Annotated in this window: 21 protein-coding genes and 4 tRNA genes; 8 read left to right on the top strand and 17 right to left on the bottom strand. The window is 61.1% G+C overall.

Translation table 11 applies throughout. The annotated features are described in order from the left end of the window. Window positions 1-127 precede the first annotated feature (127 nt). From J3P97_RS22960 to J3P97_RS22940, 5 genes are all read left to right on the top strand, one after another. Window positions 128-203, top strand: a tRNA-Asn gene (locus tag J3P97_RS22960). Window positions 204-210: 7 nt separating this feature from the next. After that, window positions 211-287: transfer RNA gene (locus J3P97_RS22955), tRNA-Pro, on the top strand. Between the two features lie 5 nt (window positions 288-292). Further along, window positions 293-368: transfer RNA gene (locus J3P97_RS22950), tRNA-Lys, on the top strand. Window positions 369-462: 94 nt separating this feature from the next. Then, window positions 463-539, top strand: a tRNA-Pro gene (locus J3P97_RS22945). Between the two features lie 156 nt (window positions 540-695). Next, entirely contained in the window at window positions 696-2,321 is a 1,626-nt protein-coding gene (locus J3P97_RS22940) for a methyl-accepting chemotaxis protein (protein WP_434672822.1), read from the top strand. 137 nt (window positions 2,322-2,458) lie between these two features. On the opposite strand, the gene J3P97_RS22935 is transcribed toward J3P97_RS22940, so the two are convergent. From J3P97_RS22935 to J3P97_RS22920, 4 genes are read right to left on the bottom strand one after another with little or no spacing between them, the layout of a single operon-like run. Then, entirely contained in the window at window positions 2,459-3,757 is a 1,299-nt protein-coding gene (locus J3P97_RS22935; protein WP_434571751.1) for an NAD(P)/FAD-dependent oxidoreductase, read from the bottom strand. Window positions 3,758-3,817: 60 nt separating this feature from the next. Continuing rightward, complete coding sequence (locus tag J3P97_RS22930) at window positions 3,818-3,991, bottom strand: DUF3094 family protein (protein ID WP_076386361.1); 174 nt, start codon at window positions 3,989-3,991, stop codon at window positions 3,818-3,820. A gap of 52 nt (window positions 3,992-4,043) precedes the next feature. Beyond that, on the bottom strand, window positions 4,044-4,571 hold the full coding sequence (locus tag J3P97_RS22925; protein ID WP_434571754.1) for an MOSC domain-containing protein: 528 nt from the start codon (window positions 4,569-4,571) through the stop codon (window positions 4,044-4,046). Beyond that, a complete protein-coding gene (locus tag J3P97_RS22920) occupies window positions 4,568-5,194 on the bottom strand; it encodes a DUF1780 domain-containing protein (protein ID WP_030140261.1) in 627 nt (208 codons plus the stop codon). Before J3P97_RS22920 ends, J3P97_RS22925 begins: the two co-directional genes overlap by 4 nt. A gap of 143 nt (window positions 5,195-5,337) precedes the next feature. On the opposite strand from J3P97_RS22920, the gene J3P97_RS22915 reads away from it, so the two are divergent. After that, a complete protein-coding gene (locus tag J3P97_RS22915; protein ID WP_434571756.1) occupies window positions 5,338-6,024 on the top strand; it encodes an energy-coupling factor ABC transporter permease in 687 nt (228 codons plus the stop codon). 46 nt (window positions 6,025-6,070) lie between these two features. On the opposite strand, the gene yacG is transcribed toward J3P97_RS22915, so the two are convergent. From yacG to pilB, 5 genes are read right to left on the bottom strand one after another with little or no spacing between them, the layout of a single operon-like run. Next, window positions 6,071-6,277, bottom strand: coding sequence for a DNA gyrase inhibitor YacG (yacG, locus tag J3P97_RS22910; RefSeq protein WP_434571758.1), 207 nt, complete (start codon window positions 6,275-6,277; stop codon window positions 6,071-6,073). After that, on the bottom strand, window positions 6,274-6,897 hold the full coding sequence (gene coaE / locus J3P97_RS22905) for a dephospho-CoA kinase (RefSeq protein WP_434571759.1): 624 nt from the start codon (window positions 6,895-6,897) through the stop codon (window positions 6,274-6,276). The genes yacG and coaE overlap by 4 nt, the downstream gene beginning before the upstream one ends. Then, window positions 6,897-7,766, bottom strand: coding sequence for a prepilin peptidase (locus J3P97_RS22900; RefSeq protein WP_434571761.1), 870 nt, complete (start codon window positions 7,764-7,766; stop codon window positions 6,897-6,899). Before J3P97_RS22900 ends, coaE begins: the two co-directional genes overlap by 1 nt. 1 nt (window position 7,767) lies before the next feature. Continuing rightward, on the bottom strand, window positions 7,768-8,985 hold the full coding sequence (locus J3P97_RS22895; protein ID WP_434601862.1) for a type II secretion system F family protein: 1,218 nt from the start codon (window positions 8,983-8,985) through the stop codon (window positions 7,768-7,770). 2 nt (window positions 8,986-8,987) lie between these two features. Continuing rightward, entirely contained in the window at window positions 8,988-10,688 is a 1,701-nt protein-coding gene (gene pilB / locus J3P97_RS22890; protein WP_434571765.1) for a type IV-A pilus assembly ATPase PilB, read from the bottom strand. A gap of 224 nt (window positions 10,689-10,912) precedes the next feature. Here pilB and J3P97_RS22885 point away from each other — a divergent pair, with 224 nt between their 5' ends. Both J3P97_RS22885 and J3P97_RS22880 read left to right on the top strand, forming a co-directional pair. Continuing rightward, window positions 10,913-11,323: a pilin gene (locus tag J3P97_RS22885; protein ID WP_434571767.1), complete on the top strand. Its 411-nt coding sequence runs from the start codon at window positions 10,913-10,915 to the stop codon at window positions 11,321-11,323. A 285-nt stretch (window positions 11,324-11,608) separates the two neighbouring features. Then, window positions 11,609-11,962 (top strand): BON domain-containing protein, encoded by a 354-nt coding sequence (locus J3P97_RS22880; protein ID WP_305498762.1) that lies wholly within the window; start codon window positions 11,609-11,611, stop codon window positions 11,960-11,962. Between the two features lie 317 nt (window positions 11,963-12,279). On the opposite strand, the gene J3P97_RS22875 is transcribed toward J3P97_RS22880, so the two are convergent. The 8 genes from J3P97_RS22875 to panB all read right to left on the bottom strand — a co-directional run bounded on the left by J3P97_RS22875 (window position 12,280) and on the right by panB (window position 23,253). Further along, entirely contained in the window at window positions 12,280-12,576 is a 297-nt protein-coding gene (locus J3P97_RS22875; RefSeq protein WP_434574095.1) for a DUF2845 domain-containing protein, read from the bottom strand. Window positions 12,577-12,578: 2 nt separating this feature from the next. Beyond that, the gene (locus J3P97_RS22870; RefSeq protein WP_434672821.1) at window positions 12,579-15,515 is read right to left on the bottom strand and encodes a DUF748 domain-containing protein; all 2,937 of its coding nucleotides are present in this window, start codon (window positions 15,513-15,515) and stop codon (window positions 12,579-12,581) included. Between the two features lie 116 nt (window positions 15,516-15,631). Beyond that, a complete protein-coding gene (locus J3P97_RS22865) occupies window positions 15,632-16,648 on the bottom strand; it encodes a class I SAM-dependent rRNA methyltransferase (protein ID WP_434672820.1) in 1,017 nt (338 codons plus the stop codon). A 217-nt stretch (window positions 16,649-16,865) separates the two neighbouring features. After that, on the bottom strand, window positions 16,866-18,803 hold the full coding sequence (gene acs / locus J3P97_RS22860; RefSeq protein WP_434672819.1) for an acetate--CoA ligase: 1,938 nt from the start codon (window positions 18,801-18,803) through the stop codon (window positions 16,866-16,868). Window positions 18,804-18,994: 191 nt separating this feature from the next. Further along, on the bottom strand, window positions 18,995-20,659 hold the full coding sequence (pgi, locus tag J3P97_RS22855) for a glucose-6-phosphate isomerase (RefSeq protein ID WP_434655623.1): 1,665 nt from the start codon (window positions 20,657-20,659) through the stop codon (window positions 18,995-18,997). A 341-nt stretch (window positions 20,660-21,000) separates the two neighbouring features. Further along, complete coding sequence (panD, locus tag J3P97_RS22850) at window positions 21,001-21,381, bottom strand: aspartate 1-decarboxylase (RefSeq protein WP_003228271.1); 381 nt, start codon at window positions 21,379-21,381, stop codon at window positions 21,001-21,003. A 214-nt stretch (window positions 21,382-21,595) separates the two neighbouring features. Continuing rightward, window positions 21,596-22,456 (bottom strand): pantoate--beta-alanine ligase, encoded by an 861-nt coding sequence (gene panC / locus J3P97_RS22845; RefSeq protein WP_434571777.1) that lies wholly within the window; start codon window positions 22,454-22,456, stop codon window positions 21,596-21,598. Further along, the gene (gene panB, locus J3P97_RS22840) at window positions 22,453-23,253 is read right to left on the bottom strand and encodes a 3-methyl-2-oxobutanoate hydroxymethyltransferase (RefSeq protein ID WP_434672818.1); all 801 of its coding nucleotides are present in this window, start codon (window positions 23,251-23,253) and stop codon (window positions 22,453-22,455) included. Before panB ends, panC begins: the two co-directional genes overlap by 4 nt. Window positions 23,254-23,550 lie beyond the last annotated feature (297 nt).

Below are 23,550 nucleotides of genomic sequence, written 5' to 3'. Positions count from 1 at the left end.
ACAGAGGTTTTGAAGATTGTAGAATAGCGCGCCTCAGACACACGAACGCAGCGATGCAAACGGGTCGAAGAGGTTGCAGCAAGCTTCAACGCTGTAGCGGTAAATAGCAGTAACTTGAAATATCAGTTCCGTGATAGCTCAGTCGGTAGAGCAAATGACTGTTAATCATTGGGTCCCAGGTTCGAGTCCTGGTCACGGAGCCATTTCAATCGGGGTATAGCGCAGTCCGGTAGCGCGCCTGCTTTGGGAGCAGGATGTCAGGAGTTCGAATCCCCTTACCCCGACCATATTTGGGTCGTTAGCTCAGTTGGTAGAGCAGTTGGCTTTTAACCAATTGGTCGTAGGTTCGAATCCCACACGACCCACCATTTTTGAAACCAGTTCGCTGGAATCGAATCTTAAGATCAGAGGCCAAAAGCGCTGATCGAGGAAGGCGACTTGCGAAGGTCGCCTTTTTTTTACCGGGGTATAGCGCAGTCCGGTAGCGCGCCTGCTTTGGGAGCAGGATGTCAGGAGTTCGAATCCCCTTACCCCGACCATATTAAAAATCCTCGTATCGAAAGATACGGGGATTTTTTTTTGCCCGCCGGAAAGCCTCTTCCCTTCAAGTCATCATACAACTTGCCGATAACCCGCCGACAGGGGCATGAACGATCGCCCTCTCTTCAGGCCGATAACAAGAAAAGGCGCCCGTTATGTTTCTTCGTCAGTTGAATATCGCCCCCCGCGCCGCGCTGGGTTTCGCCTTGATCGCCGTGCTGGTGGCGCTGCTCGGCGTATTTGCGCTGGGGCAGATGTCGAGTATTCGCGACAGCGAGGTCGCGGTGGAAACCCAATGGCTGCCGAGTATCCGGGGCGGCGACGAGATCCGCGAATTGATGTTGCGCATTCGCACCATTTCCCTGCGCATGGCCCTGGATGAAGACCCGAAGAACATCCCGGTGTATCGCGGGCAGATGGATACCCGCGACAAGGAACTCAGCGAGAAAATCGCCAGTTACGACAAGCTTGTGGTGACACCGGAAGGCAAGGCGCTCTACGAGCAGTTCAAGCAGACCTTCACCGCCTATCGCGCGGGGATCGCCCAGTCATTCACCCTGGCGGAGCAGGGGCGGCGGGATGAATTGATCAAGTTGTTGCTGGTGGACATGAAAACCGTGGTGGATGGCTCGGGCAAGCAGCTCAACGACCTTGCGCAACTGTTCTCCAAGCAGGTGTCCATCGAGAGCCAGAAATCCCAGGAGCACTACGTCAACTCGCGGATGATCGTCAGTCTGTTCGTGGTGCTGGCGGCTCTGGCCACGGTGGTCCTGGCAATGTTGCTGACCCGCAGTATCGTCAAGCCGCTGGGCGAGGCGCTGACTGCCGCGGAGAGTGTGGCCCGCGGTGACCTGACCCGGCCGATCGAGACCCATGGCAATGATGAAGTGAGTCGCCTGCTCAAGGCGTTGGCCACCATGCAGCAGAACCTTCGGCAAACCCTGCAGGGCATCAGCGGCTCGGCGACGCAACTGGCGACCGCTGCCGATGAATTGAACGCCGTCACGCTCGACAGCACTCAAAGCCTGCAACAGCAGAACAACGAAATCGAGCAGGCCGCCACTGCGGTCACCGAAATGACTACCGCCGTGGAAGAGGTCGCGCGCAACGCGGTGTCCACCTCCGATGCGACACGCCAATCCAGCGAGTCGGCGATGTTGGGCCAGGAACGGGTCAGCGATACCGTCAACGCGATCAGCGCCCTCGCCAGCGATGTGCAAATCACCGGCGGCCTGGTGCAATCCCTGGCCAGCCAGTCCCAGGACATCGGCAAGGTGCTGGATGTGATCCGGGCCATTGCCGAGCAGACCAACCTGTTGGCGCTCAACGCGGCCATCGAAGCGGCGCGGGCGGGAGAGAGCGGCCGTGGTTTTGCCGTGGTCGCCGACGAAGTCCGGGCATTGGCCTATCGCACGCAGCAATCGACCCAGGAAATCGAGCAGATGGTCCAAGGCATGCGCACTGGTGCTACCCAGGCGCTGGATTCCATGCAGGCCAGCTCCAGCCGTGCGGCCAGTACCCTGGCAATGGCCGAGCGCGCGGGGGAGGCGCTGCAAACCATTACTGCGTCGGTGCATCAGATCCACGAGCGCAACCTGGTGATCGCCAGCGCCGCCGAAGAGCAGGCACAAGTGGCCCGCGAGGTGGATCGCAACCTGGTCAATATCCGTGATTTGTCCGTGCGCTCGGCCACTGGGGCCGACCAGACCAGCGCGTCCAGCCATGAACTGTCGCAGTTGGCGAACTCGCTGCGCACGATGGTGCAGCGGTTTCAGGTTTGATCGGTCGCCGCTTGGATCGGGTTTGGCTGCACTGCCATCTTCGCGAGCAGGCTCGCTCCCACAGGATGACCATGATCAACTGTGGGAGCGAGCCTGCTCGCGATAGCGGTGGATCATTCAACCTCGGTTCCGCTGGCTCAATGCAACTTCAACCGAGGCTCGGTCCCACGCCCGATCTTGCTGCCCAGCATCAGCATCGCCGTGCGGAACATGCCGTAAAGCGCCATCTGATGCATGCGGTACAGCGACACGTAGAACATCCGCGCCAGCCAGCCCTCAAGCATCACGCTGCCGGTGAGGTTGCCCATCAGGTTGCCGACCGCCGAGAAGCGCGACAGCGAGATCAGCGAGCCGTAGTCGGTGTATTTGTAGTCAGGCAGGGCCTTGCCTTCGATCCGCAGCTTCAGCGATTTCGCCAACAGCGAGGCCTGCTGGTGCGCGGCCTGGGCACGGGGCGGAACGTTGCGGTCGCTGTCCGGTTGCGGGCAGGCGGCGCAGTCGCCAAAGGCGAAGATATTCTCGTCGCGGGTGGTCTGGAGTGTAGGCAGCACCTGCAACTGATTGATCCGGTTGGTTTCCAGGCCGTCGATGTCCTTGAGGAACTCCGGCGCGCGAATCCCGGCGGCCCAGACTTTCAGGCTCGCGTCGATCACTTTGCCATCTGCGGTGATCAGACTGTCGGCAGTCACCTGACTGACGGCCGCGTTGGTCATGACCTTGACCCCGAGTTTTTCCAGAGTCCTGTGCACCGGCCCGCCGATCCGCTCCGGGAGCGCCGGCAAGACCCGTGGACCGGCCTCGATCAGAGTGATGTGCATGTTTTCCGGTTTGATCCGGTCCAGTCCATAGGCGTGCAATTCATGGGCGGCATTATGCAGCTCGGCTGCCAGTTCGACACCGGTGGCGCCCGCGCCGACAATCGCGACGCTGATGCGCTCGACCACGTCAGTCTGCCCGGCATGGGCGCGCAGATAGTGGTGCAGCAACTGCTGATGGAAGCGCTCGGCCTGTTTGCGAGTGTCGAGGAACAGGCAATGCTGCGCCGCGCCCTCGGTGCCAAAATCATTGGTGGTGCTACCGACCGCGATCACCAGCGTGTCATAGCCCAGCTCGCGGGCCGGCAACAACTCCAGGCCTGCTTCGTCGTAGGTGGCGGCCAACTGGATGCGCTTGCGCTCACGGTCCAGGCCGCTCATGCGCCCGAGCTGGAACTCGAAGTGGTTCCATTTCGCCTGGGCGACATAGTTAAGTTCGTCTTCGGAAGAATTCAGGGAACCGGCGGCCACTTCGTGCAGCAAGGGTTTCCAGATGTGGGTCAGGTTCGCGTCGACCAGCATCACACTGGCCGTGCCACGCTTGCCAAGAGTCTTACCCAGACGGGTAGCCAACTCCAGACCGCCGGCGCCGCCGCCAACGATGACAATACGATGAGTCATGGGGATATCTCGCAAGGCTAAAGGAATTTGGTGCCGTTACCCGCGCGAGCATCAATCGGCTCATAGCGTCAGGTAACTGATCAATCGGCTCAACAGGCCCAGGCCAATCGTGATGGCCAGTACCACCACCAGGAGCATCCACGGCCGGAAAGGCCGGCGCTCGACTCGGTGCTGGGACAGTTGCAGGTACTCTTCGACATGCTTCTGGTCTTCTGGGTTCAGGCGACTGGTCATAAAGGCCTCGTCAGGTAGACGTTGCGAAAGGTGCAGACGTTACAGCGTCCGGCTATCCGGCATTAAAAGCAGCGTAGCCGGTTGCCGGGACGGGCTCGACGATCAGGCTGTCGTCCAGGCGAATGATTCCACTTTTTAACACCCGGGCGGTGATTCCGCCATGGCCGCGTACGGCCTGGAACGTGCCTTCGCCAAGATTTCGCTCAAGTCGCGCGCAGGGTTGGCACCAGCCGGTGGTTTCGAAGATCGCCTGGCCGATGCGAAAACGCCGGCCCTTGAGGCTGAACAGGTTGATGCCGCTGACCACAATGTTGCGGCGCAGCTCCTCGGGACGCACCGGTTGTTCCTCGGGACGGCCCATCAGCGAGCTGATCACGGCCAGGTGTTCCCATTGGATCAACGTCACTTGCCGCGCATTGCGCACGCCGGGGCGAGCGTGATCGCCGGTCAGGCCGGCTTCCAGTCGTGCCTCGACGGCGTCCAGCTCGATCATCGGTGCATGCCCTGCGGGGCGCACGCCGATCCAGCGTACCCGGCCCCGCTGCGGCACGGCGGCGATCAGTTCCTGTAATGGGCTCAAAGGCTGATCCCCACATCGAAGACGATGCTGCGGCCCAGGTTCCCCCGCAGGAAGTCGGGTGCATCGGGATGGGCGAACAGCACGCGGGCAAAGGTCGGGCCCACCAGCGACAACGAGCGCCACCCTTGGCGCAGGTACTCGGTGGGCGGCGGGAAATGGCTGTTGAGGTCGAGGACTTCGCGCTTGAGGCTGGCGAAAGCGATGATATCCAGCTCCCCCAGGTCCATGCCGCGCTCGGTGTAGTTATGGGCTTTCTTGCGCAGGGTCGGGGCCAGCCTCATCAGGAACTCGTTGGCCGGAATCCGTCTTGGCTTGGCCTCGCGACGAACCAGTTGGCTCAGGGAAAAGGCGCTGCGGCGGCGTTGCAGTTCGTCGCGCCATTCATCATTGAGACGACGGCCTTCATCGAGGACAAAAAACACTTCGAAATTGGCGTCGCGAAACAACACGTCCGGCGGCTCCCCGGCGGGCGCGAACTCATCGGCACGATAGGGCACGTTGAGCCCTTGCAGCAGGCGCTGGCAGACCCAACGCTCACGCTCCCATTTGCGGGCATTGGAGAGGAAGGCGTTGGCTTGCTCGGCCGCGATGGTCAACAAGCGTAAATAATCGGAATCATCCATGAGCCCAAGCTTAGCGTTCAATTACGACAAGCCGAAAGCGTTGCGTTGATTAATCGCGGTCGGGCGGGGGTGTAGACTGCCGGCTTGAATCTCAGGGCGATCATGGAGTCTCTGATGCAGGGGCACGCCAAAGGAGTACGTCGATGATCGGTGCCGAGTTGCTCTCCTCGCAGACCCTGGCGGTTGGCTGGCTGATCTACGTGCCGGTGTTGGCCTGGGCGGTGGCGAAGGCACCGTGGGTCGAGCTGTTTACCGACATTCGCCGCCAGCACCTGCTGTTCGGCACGGTATTCGCGCTGTTCATGTTGTGGATGGTGCGACGCGACTTCGATACGGGGGTCTCCTACCACTTCATTGGCCTGACCGCCGTCACCTTGTTGCTGGACTGGCCGCTGGCGATCCTTGGCGGGCTCGTTGCCCAGCTTGCGCTGGTGCTGTTGGGACGCCAGGACATGATGGCCGTCGGGGTCAATGGCGCGCTGCTGGTGCTCCTCCCAATATTGGTCACGGAATGCTGCGCGATCCTGGTGGAGCGTGCCCAGCCGCGCAATCTGTTCGTGTATATCTTCTGTTCGGGATTCCTCGCCGCCGCATTGTCGGCTTTGGCGTGCCTGCTGCTGGGGCTTGGCCTGCTGTGGTATGACGGCATCTTCGCGATGCCTTATTGGCTGGAGGATTTCATCGGCTATCTCTGGCTGATGATCTTTCCCGAGGCCTTCATCAACGGCATGGTGGTCAGCGCGCTGGTGGTGTTCAGCCCCGAATGGCTGGAAACCTTCAACCGTACGCGCTACCTGTCGGCCCCCTGGAACGATGACGACAAGCCTTGATTCACTTCTAGGCTGCACCGCCGTTAGGCCCCATGCCATGGAAAACCTAGTGATGGGAGCGAGGGTTGAAGTCTTCGCTGAACAATTCATCCTCGGCATCCGGTGCGACCGGGATCTTGTGTTCTTCCGACGCCCAGGCGCCCAGGTCGATCAGCTTGCAGCGATCGGAGCAGAACGGCCGGAATTTGCTTTCCGGGGTCCATTCGACAGGGGCGCCGCAGGTTGGGCAATCAACGGTTGGGGTTTGGCTCATGGTTGGCCTCCACGCAAAGTAAGGTAGAAGTGATGCAGGCGTTCGACCTCGCTGTGCAGCCAGGCGAGGTCGCGGTCGTTGACTACCACATCGTCGGCATGGCTCAGACGGTCCTGGCGACTGGATTGGGCTTTGAGGATCGCCTGGACTTGCTGTTCGCTGGTCTGGTCGCGCTGCAAGGTGCGTTCGATCTGCAATTGTTCCGGAGCGTCGATCACCAGGATTCGCTGGGTCATCGCGTACTGCCCGGATTCGATCAGCAGTGGCGATACCAGAATCGCGTACGGCGATTGCGCCTGGCCCAGGTGATGGACGATTTCTTCGGCGATCAGCGGATGCAGCAATGCCTCCAGCCAGCGGCGTTCCTCGGCATTTTCGAAGATGAGCCTGCGCAGCGCTGCCCGATCGAGCGTACCGTCTGCCTGCAATACACCAGGACCGAAATGTTCGCTGATCTTTGTCAGCGCCGGGCGCCCGGGCTCAACGACCCAGCGCGCCGCATGGTCGGCGTCGATGACGTGCACACCCAGGTCGATGAAGTGCTCGGCCGCCGCACTCTTGCCGCTGCCGATGCCACCGGTCAGGCCGAGGATCCAGGGTTTTTTCGCAGAGCTGTTCATTAGAAACCGACTGACTGCCAATAGAAGTCGGTTATTTGACCACCCCAGAGCAAGGCAATCCAGCCGGCAATGGCCAGATAAGGTCCGAACGGGATCTGGGTCGACGTCGGCGCGCCGCGCGTGCGCAGCACAATGACGCCGATAATGGCGCCCACCAGCGACGACAAAAGCAGCGTCAGCGGCAGAATCTGCCAGCCGCCCCAGGCACCGAGCATCGCCAGCAGCTTGAAGTCGCCGTAGCCCATGCCTTCTTTTCCGGTCAGCAGCTTGAATAGCCAGAACACCGACCACAGCGCCAGATAGCCGGCTACCGCCCCCCACAAAGCCTGGTTCAGCGAGACGAACAGTCCGAAGCTGTTGACGATCAAGCCCAGCCATAACAATGGCAGCACCAGGGAGTCGGGCAGCAACTGGTGCTCGGCGTCGATCAGGCTCATGGACAGCAGGCCCCAGCTCAGCAGCATCGCCATGGCGGCCTGCCAGCCGAAGCCGAAATGCCAGGCAATGAATGCCGACAGGACGCCACAGGCCAGTTCGGTTAGCGGGTAGCGCTTGCCGATGGGCACGGCGCAGCTGGAACAGCGGCCGCGCAACATCAGGTAGCTCAACAGCGGAATATTTTCCCAGGCGCGGATGCGATGGCCACAATGGGGACACTGGGAGTGGGGCAGCATCAGGTTGTAGACCGGACCGGGGGCGTCGGCCTGCAGGCCGAGCAAGTCCTGGGCTTGCAGGCGCCACTCGCGATCGAGCATCTTCGGCAGGCGCCACACCAGCACGTTGAGAAAGCTGCCAATGATCAACCCGAGCAGCAGCGCTGTCAGTACGAAGGCCAGCGGGTAAAGCACGAAAAATTCGCTCAGGGGCATGTCAGATCGCAGAGCCGAGTTGGAAGATGGGCATGTACATGGCAACCACCAGGCCGCCGACGACCACCCCCAGGATCACCATGATGAAGGGTTCCATCAGGCTGGTGAGGTTGTCCACCAGATTATCCACTTCGGCCTCATAAAAACTCGCCACTTTGTCGAGCATGTCATCCAGCGCACCGGACTCTTCGCCAATGGCGGTCATCTGGATCGCCAGGTTCGGAAAAATGCCTGAGGTGCGCATGGAGAAGTTCAACTGCATGCCGGTCGAGACGTCCTGCTTGATCCGCTGCACGGCACGCTTGAATACCACGTTGCCGGTGGCGCCCGAGACGGAGTCGAGGGCTTCGACCAGCGGCACGCCGGCGGCGAACGTGGTCGAGAGCGTGCGCGCGTAACGCGCCACGGCGGACTTGTACATCAAGGTGCCGACCAAGGGCAGCTTGAGCAGCCACTTGTCTCGCCAGTCACGAAACGCCTGGGAGCGCTTGAGGGCATATTTCACCCCGAAAAATCCGCCCACCACTCCGCCAAGCAGCACCCACCACCAGTCTTGCAGGAACTCCGACAAGCCGATGACCATTAGCGTGAAGGCCGGCAGCTTCGCGCCAAAGCCGGAAAATACCGACTCGAACTGCGGCACGACCTTGATCAGCAAGATGCTGGTGACCACCGCCGCGACGGCGATCACCGCTGCGGGGTAGGTCATGGCTTTCTTGATCTTGGCCTTCAGGGCTTCGCTCTTTTCCTTGTAGGTCGCGACTCGGTCCAGCAGCGTGTCCAGGGCACCGGCCTGCTCACCGGCATCGACCAGGTTGCAGTACAACTCGTCGAAATACTGCGGGCATTTGCGCAGCGAGGCGGCGAAGCTGTTGCCGGCGGCGACTTCCTGCTTCACTTCGTCCACCAGCTTGCGCATGTTGGCGTTGTCGAAGCCTTCGCCGATGATGTCGAATGCCTGCAGCAGAGGAACGCCGGCCTTGAGCATCGTCGCCATCTGACGGGTGAAGAGCGCGATATCCAGCGGCTTGATGCGTTTGCCCTTGCTGAATATCGAAGTGGACTTCTTGCGTACCTTGCCCGGGTTGATCCCTTGCTTGCGCAGCTGCGCCTTGACCAATGCCGGGCTCTGGCCGGTCAGTTCGCCGGACATTTTTGTGCCTTTGCGGTCCTTGCCTTCCCACGTGTAGACGTCGGTTTTTGCTGCCTTGACCGCCATGCTCAATCCTTGGTGACCCGGTTGATTTCTTCGAGACTGGTGACGCCTTGCATCACTTTGACCAGCCCCGAGGTGCGCAAGTCATTAAAGCCGTCCTTGCGCATTTGCAGGTCGATTTCCAGGGAGTTGCCTTCGGCCATGATCAGCCGCTGCAGCTCCGGCGTGTTCTTGACCACTTCGTAGACCCCCACGCGACCCTTGTAGCCGTTGTTGCACTGTTCGCAACCGACCGGCTCATAGATCGTGAATGAGCCGATGCGTTCCCGCGGGAAGCCCTCCTTGAGCAGGGTTTCCTCGGGAATCTCGATGGCTCTGCGGCAGTGCATGCACAACTTGCGCGCCAGGCGCTGGGCGATGATCAGGTGCACTGCCGTGGCGATGTTGAAACCTGGGATGCCCATGTTCTGTAGCCGGATCAGGGTTTCGGCGGCGCTGTTGGTGTGCAGCGTGGACAGCACCAGGTGTCCGGTCTGGGCCGCCTTGATGGCGATCTCGGCGGTTTCCAGGTCGCGGATCTCGCCGACCATGATCACATCCGGGTCCTGGCGCAGGAACGAGCGCAGTGCATGGGCGAAATCCAGCCCCTGGCGCGGATTCACGTTGACCTGGTTGATGCCTTCCATGTTGATTTCCACCGGGTCCTCGGCGGTGGAAATATTGATGTCCACGGTGTTGAGAATGTTCAAGCCGGTATACAGCGACACGGTCTTGCCCGAGCCGGTCGGCCCGGTTACCAGAATCAGCCCCTGGGGTTGCTTGAGGGCCACCATGTACAGGTCTTTCTGTTCCGGTTCGTAGCCCAGGGCGTCGATGCCCATTTGCGCGCTGGAGGGATCGAGGATCCGGATCACCACCTTTTCTCCCCAAAGCGTGGGGAGGGTGTTGACCCGGAAATCGATGGACTTGGTCTTTGACAGGCGCATCTTCAGCCGTCCGTCCTGGGGCTTGCGTCGTTCGGAAATGTCCAGGCTCGCCATCACCTTGAGGCGCGCGGCAATGCGGTTGGCCAGTTGGATGGGCGGCTTTGCGACTTCCCGCAGCATACCGTCGGTGCGCACGCGTACCCGATAGGTCTTTTCATAGGGTTCGAAGTGCAGGTCGGAAGAGCCGCCCTTGATCGCGTCCAGCAACATCTTGTTGACGAAGCGCACCACCGGCGCATCGTCGCCGTCCTGGCCGGCGATGGCATCCTGCTTGCGGTCATCGATCGACTCGATGTCGAGGCCGTCGAGGTCGACGTCGGCCATGCCTTCCAGGCCCGTGCTGCTGGACTCGAAGAACTTCTCGATGGCATCGCTGAGCTTGTCGTCCTCCACCAGTATGGCTTCGGTGGTCAGGCCGGTGCTGAACTGTATGTCGTTGATGGCCTGGTGATTGGTCGGATCGGAAATGCCCACGTACAGCTTGTTGCCACGCCGCCACAAGGGCAGGGCGTGATGCTGGCGCACGAGTTTCTCGCTGACCAGGCCAGCGGGCTGGTTGTCCTTGTCGAGGCTGTTGAGGTCCAGCAGGGCGATACCAAAATGCTCCGAGGCGATTTCCGCCACCTGGCGGCTCTGGACGAGTTTGTTCTGCACCAGGTAGCTGACCAGGGGCGTGCGATTGCGCTGCGCCTGTTGGTAGGCCTGCTGCGCGCTTTGTTCGGTGATCAGTTCGGCCAGCACCAGTTGCTTGGCCAGGCCGCTGAGGGCGATGTCATTCATGGGAATACCGGTGGCGGACTGTTCATGATTTATAGCCTAGTCAAGCATCGGTGCCTCACCAGCGAGCAGAGGTGACAAAAAGCGTCAGATAGTGCGGTTGTTGGGGTAGGACCTTGCTCGTATGTCGCTGGAAAAGCTTCGGCTGGCGGGGCCGCGGCGGTTGGCATGTGCCGTGCAATGCTCGTTTCATCGCATGAGATCCGACTCATGCAAGGGAGATGACTATGAACAGGCAAAAGGGTTTCACCTTGATCGAGCTGCTGATTGTGGTGGCGATCATCGGCATCCTGGCGACGTTTGCGTTGCCGCAGTATTCGAGGTACCAGGCGCGGGCAAAGGCGACAGCGGGCTTGGCGGAAATTTCTACCTTGAGGGTGGCGTTCGAAGATGTCATGAATCAAGGAACGGCCCCCACGCTGGCCAACATTGGCGGCACATCCCCTACCAGCAACTGCACTATTACGGCGGAAGGCGTGGCTAACACTGGAGTAGGCGCGATCGTTTGCACTCTTGTTAACGCACCTGCTCCTGTACTCGGCAGGACTATTACGCTCAGTCGGGCGGCTACAGGGGTCTGGACCTGCACTTCAACCGCTGCTCAGGAATTCTTGCCAGCAGGTTGTGACGGGGCATAGACCATGCCGTATGACTTGGCCCCGCTTTTATAGCGGGGCTTTTTATTGGGTGAGAAATGTTTACGCAATTCATGGAGTTAGCAACCGGGCCAAAACCCGCAACTTGCATGTACCAAATCATCCGGTCATGCAAATTGCATGATTGTGAAAAATGCCGCTTCGCTTAACTATATGAATTTAAAGGGAAATCCGATTGTTTCAAAACTGGCACAGCCTTCGCACTACTCCTGACAACCTGCCGCGATGCACTTTCGGCAGTTTCTGAGAAAAACAGGAGTTACTCGTATGAAGAAGTTCGCTATCACTGCCGCTGCTGCCACTGCACTGACCCTGACCATGGCTAACGCATTTGCCGAGACCACTCAAGCGACTCAGGCACCGATGATGCTGGCTGCTGGCGAAGTGACAGAGGCTAAGGAAGACGTTTCCGACACCTGGATCACCACCAAGGTCAAAGCTGACCTGGTCACCGAGAAAGGCATTCCAGGCTCCGACATCAAGGTTGAAACCAACAAAGGCGTTGTGTCCCTGTCTTCTATGACCAAGGTTACTGAGGCACAAAAAGACACCGCTGTGGCAATCACCAAGAAAATCAAAGGCGTCAAAGCCGTATCGGCTGACGGCCTGAAAGCCGAGTAAGGCTAGGCTTCTCGCCTGAACGGGAGAAGGCACGGCACGCGGGCTGAGATATACGTATGCCGTTGCTTTGGAGTTCATGCGAAAGGCCACAGGGACGTGGCCATTACAGGCCCCCGGCATTCGTGCCGGGGGCCTGTTCTATTCTGGGGAGGAAAACCTGGTGTACGGCCAGGAAACCGGGTTGTTCTTTTCGCGAGCAGGCTCGCTCGCACACTGGACCGAGTTTCGTCAGGCAAAAATGCAGTCAAACGTGGGAGCGAGCCTGCTCGCGAAGGCGTCGGCGCTATGCATGGGAAATGCCTGTCCCAGAGGCACAATCACCGCCCACGCTTGCTGGTGATCTCCACCAGCCGATTCCCCACGAAGCGCAAGTATTGGTACATGCCGTTGTTGGGCCCGTAGGTCCATTCCTCCACCGGGTACTCTTCCCGGCGATTGGCGCTGCGTTGGTAGCCCAGGTCATCGCGCGCCGTGGGCTCGCCACACTTCTGCCGCACCTCGCTGGAGCGATCACCGACGCTGATCAATTGGCTGCCGCAGCGCAGGGTCTCGGCGGCTGATGCATGGCCGGTCGCAAGCAGCAGGACCAGGCCGATTCCAGACAGACACTTCATTTTCATTCGGCATCCAGATGCATAGGGGTAATGACGCTACCGTCGCTTTCGGCCTGACCGAGGCTGGCGTCGATGAAGTACACGCGGTCATCGGCCAGCTTGCCATTGTCCACCAGGAAATCCTTGATGCTGCTGGCCCGCTCCTGTCCCAGTTCGCGCAACAGCAGATCACTGCCGCTCCAGAACCTGATGACCCCTTCACGGAGTTTTTCGATGCGGGCCTGTTTATCCAGTTGTGTCCATTCGGCCGGTGGTTGAGTCTTCAGGCGAGTGCGATAGATGCCTTCAAGCAGCGGGGCTTTTTCGTCTTCCGGTACTTCCAGCAACGAAGCTTTGGCCGGGACCTTGTCGCCCCTGCGCTGCAGCATCTTGTAGTAGTTGTACTGGTATTCGCGTTCCAGGCGCTGGGCGGCGAGCAGCGGGCCGTCGCTGCTTTCGGCGGCGGTGCCTTCGATCTCCAGCTTCAACTCTGGCCGTTTGCCCAGGGCTTCGGACAACTTGAGCAGAGCGTTTTCGTTTTCCTTGCTCAGGTCACTGGAGCCCGGCGCGAACGCCACGCTGCCCAGGTCTTCCGAGCCGCCGCCGCCGGCCACCAGCCCGCCGATCAGCTTGAACGGCGCTTGTGCCGCGCGAACCACCAGGTTGCGCAGGGTTTGCCAGACAATCGGCATGACGCTGAACTGCGGATCGTTGAGGTTGCCGGAAACCGGCAGCTCGATGGAGATCCTGCCCTCGGAATCTTTCAGCAAGGCGACGGCGAGCTTGAGCGGCAGGCTCACGGCGTCCGGGCTGTCGACCTTTTCCCCCAGTTGCAGTTGTTCGACCACGACTTTGTTGTCGGCCTGGAGCTGGCCCTTGGTGATCCGGTAATGCAGGTCGAGATTGAGCCGGCCCTTGCGGATGCGATAGCCGGCGAACTTGCCGGAGTACGGCGTCAGGGTGGTCAGCTCGACCCGTTTGAAACTGGTGGCGATGTCGAGGCTGGCCATCGGGTCGAAGGGGTTGACCGCGCCCTTGATCGTGACAGGCGCGTAGCGATCGACCTTGCCTTTCACATCGACTGTGGCGGGCTTGGCCTGGCGGCTGTCGATGGTGCCGATCTCGCCGTTGAGCTGCTGGACGGCTGTGGCGAAGTTCGGCGTCAGGCTGAAGTCGGCGAAATTGGCCGAACCGTCATTGATGGCGATTCCGCCGACATGAATGCCCAGCGGTTTTTCCTTGGGTGCCGGTTTGGCCGCGGTGTTTCTGGCCGGGGCGTCGGCGGGTTGTGGAATCAGCAGGTCGTCGACGTTGGTGGTGCGATCGTCGTTGATCATGAAGCGTGCATAGGGCTGGAACAGGTTGACCTTGTCGATCGACAGGCTGTCGCCATGCTGGTAATTGAGCCCCTGGAGTTCCAGGCGCTGCCATTTGAGGAAGTCACGGGTCTTGAGCGTGTCGAGGGTATGCAACTGATCGACCTGGGCGCGGCCGGTCACGGCGAACGCCAGCGGTTCGGTACTTTTCAGGTCTACCGCCAGATCGCTGCCGAGCATCCCGGAGCGTAGCTCCAGGCGGATGAACGGGTTGATGTAGGCCTGGGCGACCCGCAGGTCGATGTCCTGGGTCTTGACATTGAGCTTCGCGGTAACCGGATTCAGATTGACCTCGCCATCGGCGAGCAGCTTGCCTTGTTTGCCCAGCCCGGTGTCCAGCTTGAGGTTGAAAGGCGAGCCGTTGAGTGTGTCGTAGTTCTGCAGGTCGAGGTTCAGCGGGCCGAGGTCCAGTGCCACGGCCGGCTGCGCCTGGCGGTCGGCCAGGTGTACCTGGTAATCGCGCAGTTGCACGTCCTTCAGCATCACCTGCCAAGGCTTGCTCGGTGTTGTCGGCTCAGGCTTGGGCGAGTCGGCGGCGGCCGGGGCCGAGGCCGGTTCGGCCTTGACCTTGGGTTTGGCTGCCTGGCTGGCTAAGAGCTTCTGCCAGTCCAACTGCCCGTCGGCTTCCCGAGCGGCCCAGGTCTCGAGTTTGTGGCTGCGGATCTTGCCCACGATGACCTGCTGCTTGCCCAGGTCCAGCGAGGTTTCGCTGACGTCCAGGCGCTCCAGCCTTGCCAGCGGACGGCCGTCGGGCGCCTTGATGGCGAAGGGCGCGACGCTGACCGACGCGTTATTGAGCAGCAGTTCCGTGCCCTTGGCGAGGTTGAGCTTGTACTCGGTGCTGAGGTTCAGCACGCCGTTTTCCAGAACGAGCGGCACTGCGTCTCGCACGTAGGGCCACCAGGCTTTCATCTGGCCCCCGGTCACCTTGAGCGTGCCCTCGGAGGCGATCGGCGCGAGGCTGAAATTACCGGTCCAGTCGATCTGCCCACCCTCGGGACCGACGGCCACCAGGGTCATGTCGGCGCTGTCGTCGGGCAGGGTGCTGAGGTTCTTCAGCTCGAAGTCGAGGGTGTCATACAGGAACTCGATGGGTTCGCTGGGGCGCAGGTCCTGGAAGCGCACGTAGCCGCTGGCCAGTTTGATCCGCTCGACTCGCAAGGGAAACGGCTTGGCGTCGGGATCCGCCGGAGTCGGTTCGCTGGGCGGCAGCTTGAACAGGCCCAGCAGATTCAGCTGGCCGTCCTTGGCGAACACGATCTCGGTCCTGGGCTTGTCCAGCTCGACGTCGGCCAGGTGCAGGGCGCCGGACCACAGACTGTCGAGTTGCAGGTTGGCATAGAGCCGTTCGAAACCGATCTGTTCCTTGCCAGGCTCGCCGACTACCAGCCCCCACAAGGTCACTTCAAGGCTGAAAGGATTGAGCTCGATGCGCTGGATTTGCGCCGGCACCGTCGCATGGGCGGCCAGTTGCTGATTGGCGATCCGCAGGGCAATGCCCGGCAGTATCAGAAAACCCAACAGACTGTAGAGGGCCAGTGCGGTCAACAGGGCGCCGAAAGCGCGAATCAATCCTTTGGGCATGTGTGGCTTCATCTGGTGTGAATCGGAGTGCCTTGGAGTATGGCATGTGATTACGGTTCCGAAGCCACTGTGTTTTATGAGAATTGTCCGTTTTATTCGTGGGAATTCATGGGGGCTCAGAGCTGGAGGATCAACGTCTTGAGCGGCGGTTGTTGATCCTGCGAGGGAAAATCGCTGCCAGGTGTCAGCACGCTCCACTCGCGAACCGGGCGGCCGGCTTTTTCCGCACAGCGCAATACCTGCTCGCGCCAGTCGTCCATGGGCACCTTCGCCAGGTTGTTGCAGCAGATCAGCACGCCATTTTCGGCGGTGGTGAGCAGTGCCGGCTTGAGCAGGCTTTGGTAATCGCGCAACAGGTCGACTGTGCCGAAAGCGCTCTTGGCCCAGGCCGGCGGGTCGAGCAGCACCAGGTCATATTGGCGTTGCTCCAGACGCACGTAAGCGGGCAGCTTCTGCCCGCGGCGTTGACTGATCGGCAGGCCGGCGAGTTGGCGAATCGCGGGGAAATAATCCGACTGGACGAATTCCATCGTCGGCAGGTCGGGATTGAGCAGGCCGTTCTCGCGGCCCACCGCCAGGTTGCCCTCGGCGAAGTCCAGGTTGCACACCTCGCGCGCTCCGCCCGCCGCGGCGCTCAGGCCGACGCCGCAGGTATAGGCGAACAGGTTCAGCACGCTTTTGTTCCGGCTGTGGTCCTTGACCCAGCCCCGGGCGTTGCGCAGATCGAGAAACAGCAACGGATCCTGCCCGGCGTGACGTCCGCGAACCCGGTAATTCAACCCCCACTCATGGCCAACCAGGTCTTGCAAGGCAGCCTCGTCAGGCTGATAAATGCTGTCCTGGCGGTCGATGCGCGAGTTGCCCCGGGCGCGGTCGTTGTAGACCAGCAGGGTATCCAGCCCCAAGTGTTGATTGACGATGCCGTGCAGTTGCAACAGGGCCTCGCGCTCCAGTGACTGATGAAAACTCTGCACCAGCAGCTGCGGGCCGTAGCGGTCGACCGTCAGGCCGGGAGCGCCTTCCTGGCTGCCGTGGAACAGGCGATAGCAATCGGTGCCCTGCTGATGCAATTGGCCAAGCAGGTCCTGACGCTGGTCGAGGGCGGCGCGCAGCGCCAGATTCAAGGAAGACATGCCGGGCGCGCCTTAAGGAAATGAGGCGCGGGAGTTTAGCAGTTATGGATACCCGGGTATCGCCTGCAGGTTTGAGTCAGGCAGCGCTCTTGTGGCGAGGGAGCTTGCTCCCGCTGGGGGGCGAAGCGCCCCCTGTTTTCCAAGGGGCAATAGCGATTTTGCGTCTGCTGCGCAGCCGAGCGGGAGCAAGCTCCCTCGCCACGGGGTCTATGTTGTCTCAGCGGTTCAGGCGTGTGTCGATCAAACCCTCCACCACGCTCGGATCAGCCAGGGTCGAGGTGTCGCCCAGGCTGTCGAGCTCGTTGCAGGCGATCTTGCGCAGGATCCGCCGCATGATCTTCCCCGAGCGGGTCTTCGGCAGGGCCGGCGCCCACTGGATCAGCTCCGGCTTGGCAAAACTGCCGATTTCCTTGCTGACATGAGCCAGCAATTCCTTCTTCAACTCGTCGTTGGCTTCGACCCCGTTCATCGGCGTGACAAAGGCGTAGATGCCCTGGCCCTTCAAGTCATGGGGATAACCCACGACCGCTGCCTCGGCAATGTTGTCGTGCAACACCAGCGCACTCTCTACCTCGGCGGTGCCGATACGGTGGCCCGACACATTGATCACATCGTCGATACGCCCGGTGATCCAATAGTCGCCATCTTCGTCGCGACGGGCGCCGTCGCCGGTGAAGTAGTACCCGGGGTAAGGCTTGAAGTAGGTGTCGACCATTCGTTGGTGGTCGCCGTAGACGCTGCGAATCTGCCCCGGCCAACTGGATTTTATCGCCAGTACGCCGCTGCCCGCGCCGCTGATCTCCTTGCCGACTTCATCCAGCAGTACCGGCTGCACGCCAAACATCGGCCGGGTGGCGCAGCCCGGCTTGAGCCGTGGGGCGCTCACCAGCGGGCTGAGCATGATGCCGCCGGTTTCGGTCTGCCACCAGGTATCGACAATCGGGCAGCGTTGTTCGCCTACGACGTTGAAATACCATTCCCACGCTTCCGGGTTGATTGGCTCACCGACACTTCCGAGCAAGCGCAGGCTCTTGCGCGAAGTGTCCTGCAGCGGCCCGGCGCCCTCGCGCATCAGCGCGCGCAGGGCCGTCGGGGCGGTGTAGAAGATGTTGACCTGATGTTTGTCGATCACCTGCCAGAACCGCGAACTGCTCGGATGGCTTGGCACGCCCTCGAAGATCAGCGTGGTGGCGCCGTTCGCCAGTGGCCCGTAGACGATATAGCTATGGCCGGTGACCCAGCCGACATCAGCGGTGCACCAGAATACTTCGTTGTCGCGGTAATCCAGCACGTACTTGAAGGTCATCGCCGCCTGCAACAGATAGCCGCCGGTGGTGTGCAGCACGCCCTTGGGTTTGCCGGTGCTGCCGGAGGTGTAGAGGATGAACAGCGGGTCCTCGGCGTCCATCGGTTCGGGGGGGCAGTCGTCGCTCATGTCGTGCATGGCCTGGTGGTACCAGACATCGCGCCCTTCGACCCACTCCACCTCGCCCTGGGTACGCTCCACCACCAGCACGGTGCTGACGTCCGGGCAGCTTTCCAGCGCCTTGTCGACGTTGCGCTTGAGCGGTATGAACCGTCCGCCGCGCACGCCTTCGTCGGCGGTGATGACGGTGCGGCAATCGGCATCGAGAATCCGGTCGCGCAGCGAGTCCGGCGAGAACCCGCCGAACACCACCGAATGCACCGCGCCGATGCGGGTGCAGGCGAGCATGGCGTAGGCTGCTTCCGGAATCATCGGCATGTAGATGCAGACCCGGTCGCCTTTTTTCACGCCACGGCTTTTCAGCACGTTGGCCAGGCGGCACACATGATGGTGAAGTTTCTTGTAGGTGATCTGTGCCGATTCGGCGGGATTGTCGCCTTCCCAGATGATCGCGATCTGATCGCCGCGCGTGTCCAGGTGACGGTCGATGCAGTTGGCGCTGACGTTCAGCTTGCCACCGGCGAACCAGCTCGCCTCGCCGCTCTTCAAATCGTAGCGCTGGACGGTCTGCCAGGGCGTCATCCAGTCAAGAAAACGCGTGGCCTGCTCGGCCCAGAAGGCGCTGGGGTGTTCGATGGATTCTTTATAGAGCCGCTTGTACTCGTCCTGACTCAATTGCGCAGCCCGGCGGACGGCATCGGCGTGGGGGTACTGGCTGATATCGAACATGACGGTTCCTTATTCTTGTTTTGCGACAAGACATAAAGATGCGCCGAGTAACTGGAGGGTTCAAGTCATGTGCAAAACAACTGTGGGAGCGAGCCTGCTCGCGAAGGCGATGGACCAGTTAACACGGAGGTTGACTGAAACACCGCGTTCGCGAGCAGGCTCGCTCCCACAGGGTTAGCGCAAACTTCGGATCAGCCGCGATGACGTCCGCGGAAGTAGCTGATCAGGCCTTGGGTCGAAGCATCTTCGGCCGGGCTTTCTTCGCTGCCCACCAGGCGGTTGTAGACGCCTTTGCCCAGTTCCTTGCCAAGTTCCACGCCCCATTGGTCGAAGGCATTGATGCCCCAGACCACGCTTTGCACAAATACCTTGTGCTCATACAGCGCAACCAGTGCACCGAGGCGGCGCGGGCTGATGCGTTCAACCACCAGGGTGTTGCTCGGGCGGTTGCCCGGGATCACCTTGTGGGGGGCGAGCTTCTGCACTTCTTCTTCACTGGCGCCTTTATCGCGCAACTCGGCCTCGGCCTCGCTGCGAGTCTTGCCGAGCATCAGCGCCTGGCTCTGGGACAGGCAGTTGGCGTACAGCCACTGATGATGGTCGGCAACCGGATTGAAGCTGACGATCGGCACGATGAAATCGGCCGGGATCAGTTGGGTGCCCTGGTGCAGCAATTGATGGTAGGCGTGCTGACCGTTGGCGCCGACGCCACCCCAGATCACTGGCCCCGTATCGGTGGACACCGGCGTGCCATCCTGGCGGACGCTCTTGCCGTTGGATTCCATGTCCAGTTGCTGGAGATGCTTGGTGATGTTGCGCAGATAGTGGTCGTACGGCAGGATCGCATGGCTTTGCGCACCCCAGAAATTGCCGTACCACACGCCAAGCAGCGCCAGCAGCACCGGCATGTTCTGGTCGAACGGCGCGCTCTGGAAATGCTGGTCCATGGAATAGGCGCCGGACAACAGCTCCTTGAAGTTCGACATGCCGATGGCCAGGGCGATTGGCAGACCGATGGCCGACCACAGCGAGTAACGGCCGCCGACCCAGTCCCACATCGGGAAGATGTTTTCTTCGCGGATGCCGAAGGCCACCGCGGCGGCGTTGTTGCTCGATACCGCGATGAAGTGGCGATAGAGCTCCGCTTCCGAGCCACCTTGTGCCAGGTACCAGGCACGAGCGGCCTCGGCATTCTTCAGGGTCTCGAGGGTATTGAAGGATTTCGACGAGACAATGAACAACGTGGTCTCGGCGCGCAGCTTCTGGGCCAGCTCGTGGAACTCACTGCCGTCGATGTTCGCCAGGTAGTGACAGCGCACGCCTTTATGCGTGTAGGACAACAGCGCTTCGGACACCAGCTGCGGGCCGAGGAAGGAGCCACCGATGCCGATGTTCACCACGTCGGTAATCGGTTTTTCGGTGTAGCCGCGCCACAGGCCATCGTGAATGCGACCGACCAGATCGGTAATCTGGTTCAGCACTTTGTGCACATCGGGCATCACGTTGACGCCACTGACCAGCAATTTGTCGCCGACCGGGCGACGCAGCGCGGTGTGCAGGGCCGGGCGGTTCTCCGAGGCGTTGACGATTTCGCCTTCGAACAGCGCCTCGATCGCGCCCTTGAGGTCGACTTCGTTGGCCAGGTTTACCAACAGGTCGCGGGTCTGGGCGTTGATCAGGTTCTTCGAATAGTCGAGAAACAGGCCGCAGCTCGACAGGGTGAATTGATTGAAACGCTGCGGATCGGCATTGAACGCTTCGCGCATGCTGAAATCCTGCATGGCTTTGCGGTGGTCATTCAGCGCTTGCCAGGCGGGCAGAGCGGTCACGTCGTGAGGAGTTCGGTAATACGCCATCGCTGCGGGTTTCCTTTTACTTTGAACGGCCTTTTTAACACTGTAAATTCCGGCGCGGCCCGAGAAGGGCGTCCGGACAACTGCGTCGACACGATCGCCAGACGCAGGGCGACTACAGTAAACCTCGCGTTGCGATCTGTCTTGACTTTGTCTGACAGTTTCCCGGTACTTTTTTATACAACAGCGGGTGACAGGGGCCGACAGGCGGAACGCGAATTCCCCCTGTGGGAGCGAGCCTGCTCGCGAAAGCGCTCTGGCCGATACATTGTGAGACACTGACGCACCGCCTTCGCGAGCAGGCTCGCTCCACAGAAGAGGGGCGTGGGAGCCGTTGGATTCGGTCAGGCCACCTGGACCGGAATGGCGTTGCTGGTGTGGCTCAGTTCGTTGCCCGGCGCCATGTAGAGCATGCGCGGCTTGAAGTTGAGCAGTTCGGCTTCGCTGTAATGGGCATAGGCGCAGATGATGACGCGGTCTCCGACCTTGGCCTTGTGCGCCGCAGCGCCGTTGACCGAGATCATCCGCGAGCCTTCTTCGCCACGGATGGCGTAGGTGGTGAAGCGCTCGCCGTTGTCGACGTTGTAGATCTGGATCTGTTCGTATTCGCGGATGCCCGACAGGTCCAGCCACTCACCGTCAATGGCGCAGGAGCCTTCGTAGTCGAGCACGGCGTGAGTGACTTCGGCGCGGTGCAGCTTGGCCTTGAGCATGATGGCGTGCATGAGTGTTTCCTCTGGTCGGGTCCAAACGGCGGGCAGTTTGCCCGAAGGCTTGGGGGGCGGCAATACGCGCGGGATCTGCAAATACAGTCTGCCAGGCACCCCATACTCCTGTGGGAGCGAGCCTGCTCGCGAAGGCGGTGTATCAGTCGACGCTTGCGCCAACTGACCTGCCGTTTTCGCGAGCAGGCTCGCTCCCACAGGGGCGCTGAGGTGTTCAGGCGGGCGTGTCGAGTTCCAGGTGCAGGTTGTCGATCAGGCGCGTGGTGCCCAGGAAGGCGGCGACCAGGATCACCAGGTCGCGATCCTCGCTCACAGCTGGGCGCAAGGTCCTGGCGTCACGGATTTCCAGGTAATCGGGACGCAGCCCGGCGGATTCGAGCTGTTTGAGCTGTTCGCCAATCAGCGCCGGGAAGTCCCGTTGCCCCTGCCTGATCGCTTCGGCGATCTGGCTCAGGGCACGGTAGACCACGGGCGCCACGGCGCGCTGCTCGGGGCTGAGAAAACCGTTGCGCGAAGACAGCGCCAGGCCGTCCTCGGCGCGCACGGTCGGCTCGCCGATGATCTGGATCGGCATGTTCAGGTCATGCACCAGCGCGCGGATCACCGCCAGTTGCTGGAAATCCTTCTGGCCGAACACCGCCAAATCCGGCTGGACCATGTTGAAGAGCTTGCTGACCACGGTAGCCACGCCTTCGAAATGCCCCGGACGGCTGGCGCCACACAGGCCTTCGGACAACTGTGGGACGCTGACGCGGGTCTGCCCGGCCATGCCATCGGGATACATCTCCTCTACGCTGGGCGCGAACAGCAGATGGCAGCCGGCCTGGAGCAGTTTCTCCTGGTCGGCCGCGAGGGTGCGCGGATATTTGTCGAGGTCTTCGCCAGCGCCGAATTGCAGCGGATTGACGAAAATACTCGCCACGACAAAATCGGCCCGCTGCGCCGCCTTGGTCACCAGCGCCATGTGCCCGCTGTGCAGGTTGCCCATGGTCGGGACAAAGGCGATGCGTTTGCCTTCGCCCCGGGCACGGGCCACGGCGGCGCGGAGTTCGCGTACGGTCTTGACGGTGTTCATGCGGAAAATCCGTGCTCGGCGCCAGGGAAGGTTGCCCCCTTCACTTCAGCGACATAGGCGGACAGGGCTGCCTGGATAGTGGTTTGCCCGGCCATGAAATTCTTCACGAACTTGGGTACGCGGCCGGTAATCGACAGCCCAAGCATGTCGTGGAGCACCAGTACCTGGCCGTCGGTAGCGTTACCGGCGCCGATGCCGATCACCGGAATTTTTACCGCCTGAGTGATTTCCTGCGCCAACTCGCTGGGTACGCATTCGAGCAGCAACATGGCGGCACCGGCCTGTTCCAGCGAAATCGCATCGGCACGCATCTGCCGCGCCTGGTTTTCGTTGCGGCCCTGGACCTTGTAGCCACCGAGGATATTCACCGCCTGGGGCGTCAGTCCCAGGTGTGCGCACACCGGGATACCGCGCTCGGCCAGGAGGCGGATCGAGTCGGCCAGCCACAACGCGCCTTCGACCTTGACCATGTGGGCACCGGCCTGCATGAGCATGGCGCTGTTGGTCATGGTTTGATCGAGGGTGGCGTAGGCCATGAACGGCAGGTCGGCGAGGATCAGCGCGTCGGTGTTACCGCGTTTGACGGCGGCTACATGGTAGGCCATTTCGGCGGTGGTCACCGGCAGCGTGCTGTCGTGACCTTGCAGCACCATGCCGAGGGAATCGCCCACCAGCAGCACTTCGACACCGGCCTCGTTGCAGGCATGGGCGAAGGTTGCGTCATAGCAGGTCAGCATGGTGATTTTTTCACCTTTCTGCTTGAGACCTTGCAGCGTGGTCAGGGTAATAGCTGGCATGAAAAAGTCCTCATTAGGCGCTCGAATACAGGCGCACCTTCTATGCGTGGTGCTTGTAAGGCCTGGATTACGCCCATTAGCGCCGCGTTGGCGGCGACGGGACGCCTATAGTCGTGAGGAGCAACCGGGAAGTCAATTGGATGTGTTACCGGTGGGTGTTACCGAGGTTACTGATGCGTTTCAGCGTGGAGGCGTGTTTAAAAACTGACTGCCTGGTCCCGGATTTTTTGTGGGAGCGAGCCTGCTCGCGAAGCGGTGTGTCAGTGGATATGTGGATAACGGATCCACCGCCTTCGC

The organism is Pseudomonas sp. R1-15, from assembly GCF_051132085.1.
Lineage (GTDB): Bacteria > Pseudomonadota > Gammaproteobacteria > Pseudomonadales > Pseudomonadaceae > Aquipseudomonas.
Note: the sequence above shows the minus strand (reverse complement) of the source record. Positions and strands in the feature narration are given on the sequence as shown.

Excerpts from the sequence above, each read along its gene's own strand:
- J3P97_RS22940 (WP_434672822.1), top strand. The coding sequence starts at position 696 with ATGTTTCTTCGTCAGTTGAATATCGCCCCCCGCGCCGCGCTGGGTTTC.
- J3P97_RS22935 (WP_434571751.1), bottom strand. The coding sequence starts at position 3,757 with ATGACTCATCGTATTGTCATCGTTGGCGGCGGCGCCGGCGGTCTGGAG.
- J3P97_RS22930 (WP_076386361.1), bottom strand. The coding sequence starts at position 3,991 with ATGACCAGTCGCCTGAACCCAGAAGACCAGAAGCATGTCGAAGAGTAC.
- J3P97_RS22920 (WP_030140261.1), bottom strand. The coding sequence starts at position 5,194 with ATGGATGATTCCGATTATTTACGCTTGTTGACCATCGCGGCCGAGCAA.
- J3P97_RS22915 (WP_434571756.1), top strand. The coding sequence starts at position 5,338 with ATGATCGGTGCCGAGTTGCTCTCCTCGCAGACCCTGGCGGTTGGCTGG.
- yacG (WP_434571758.1), bottom strand. The coding sequence starts at position 6,277 with ATGAGCCAAACCCCAACCGTTGATTGCCCAACCTGCGGCGCCCCTGTC.
- coaE (WP_434571759.1), bottom strand. The coding sequence starts at position 6,897 with ATGAACAGCTCTGCGAAAAAACCCTGGATCCTCGGCCTGACCGGTGGC.
- J3P97_RS22900 (WP_434571761.1), bottom strand. The coding sequence starts at position 7,766 with ATGCCCCTGAGCGAATTTTTCGTGCTTTACCCGCTGGCCTTCGTACTG.
- J3P97_RS22895 (WP_434601862.1), bottom strand. The coding sequence starts at position 8,985 with ATGGCGGTCAAGGCAGCAAAAACCGACGTCTACACGTGGGAAGGCAAG.
- pilB (WP_434571765.1), bottom strand. The coding sequence starts at position 10,688 with ATGAATGACATCGCCCTCAGCGGCCTGGCCAAGCAACTGGTGCTGGCC.
- J3P97_RS22885 (WP_434571767.1), top strand. The coding sequence starts at position 10,913 with ATGAACAGGCAAAAGGGTTTCACCTTGATCGAGCTGCTGATTGTGGTG.
- J3P97_RS22880 (WP_305498762.1), top strand. The coding sequence starts at position 11,609 with ATGAAGAAGTTCGCTATCACTGCCGCTGCTGCCACTGCACTGACCCTG.
- J3P97_RS22875 (WP_434574095.1), bottom strand. The coding sequence starts at position 12,576 with ATGAAGTGTCTGTCTGGAATCGGCCTGGTCCTGCTGCTTGCGACCGGC.
- J3P97_RS22870 (WP_434672821.1), bottom strand. The coding sequence starts at position 15,515 with ATGCCCAAAGGATTGATTCGCGCTTTCGGCGCCCTGTTGACCGCACTG.
- J3P97_RS22865 (WP_434672820.1), bottom strand. The coding sequence starts at position 16,648 with ATGTCTTCCTTGAATCTGGCGCTGCGCGCCGCCCTCGACCAGCGTCAG.
- acs (WP_434672819.1), bottom strand. The coding sequence starts at position 18,803 with ATGTTCGATATCAGCCAGTACCCCCACGCCGATGCCGTCCGCCGGGCT.
- pgi (WP_434655623.1), bottom strand. The coding sequence starts at position 20,659 with ATGGCGTATTACCGAACTCCTCACGACGTGACCGCTCTGCCCGCCTGG.
- panD (WP_003228271.1), bottom strand. The coding sequence starts at position 21,381 with ATGCACGCCATCATGCTCAAGGCCAAGCTGCACCGCGCCGAAGTCACT.
- panC (WP_434571777.1), bottom strand. The coding sequence starts at position 22,456 with ATGAACACCGTCAAGACCGTACGCGAACTCCGCGCCGCCGTGGCCCGT.
- panB (WP_434672818.1), bottom strand. The coding sequence starts at position 23,253 with ATGCCAGCTATTACCCTGACCACGCTGCAAGGTCTCAAGCAGAAAGGT.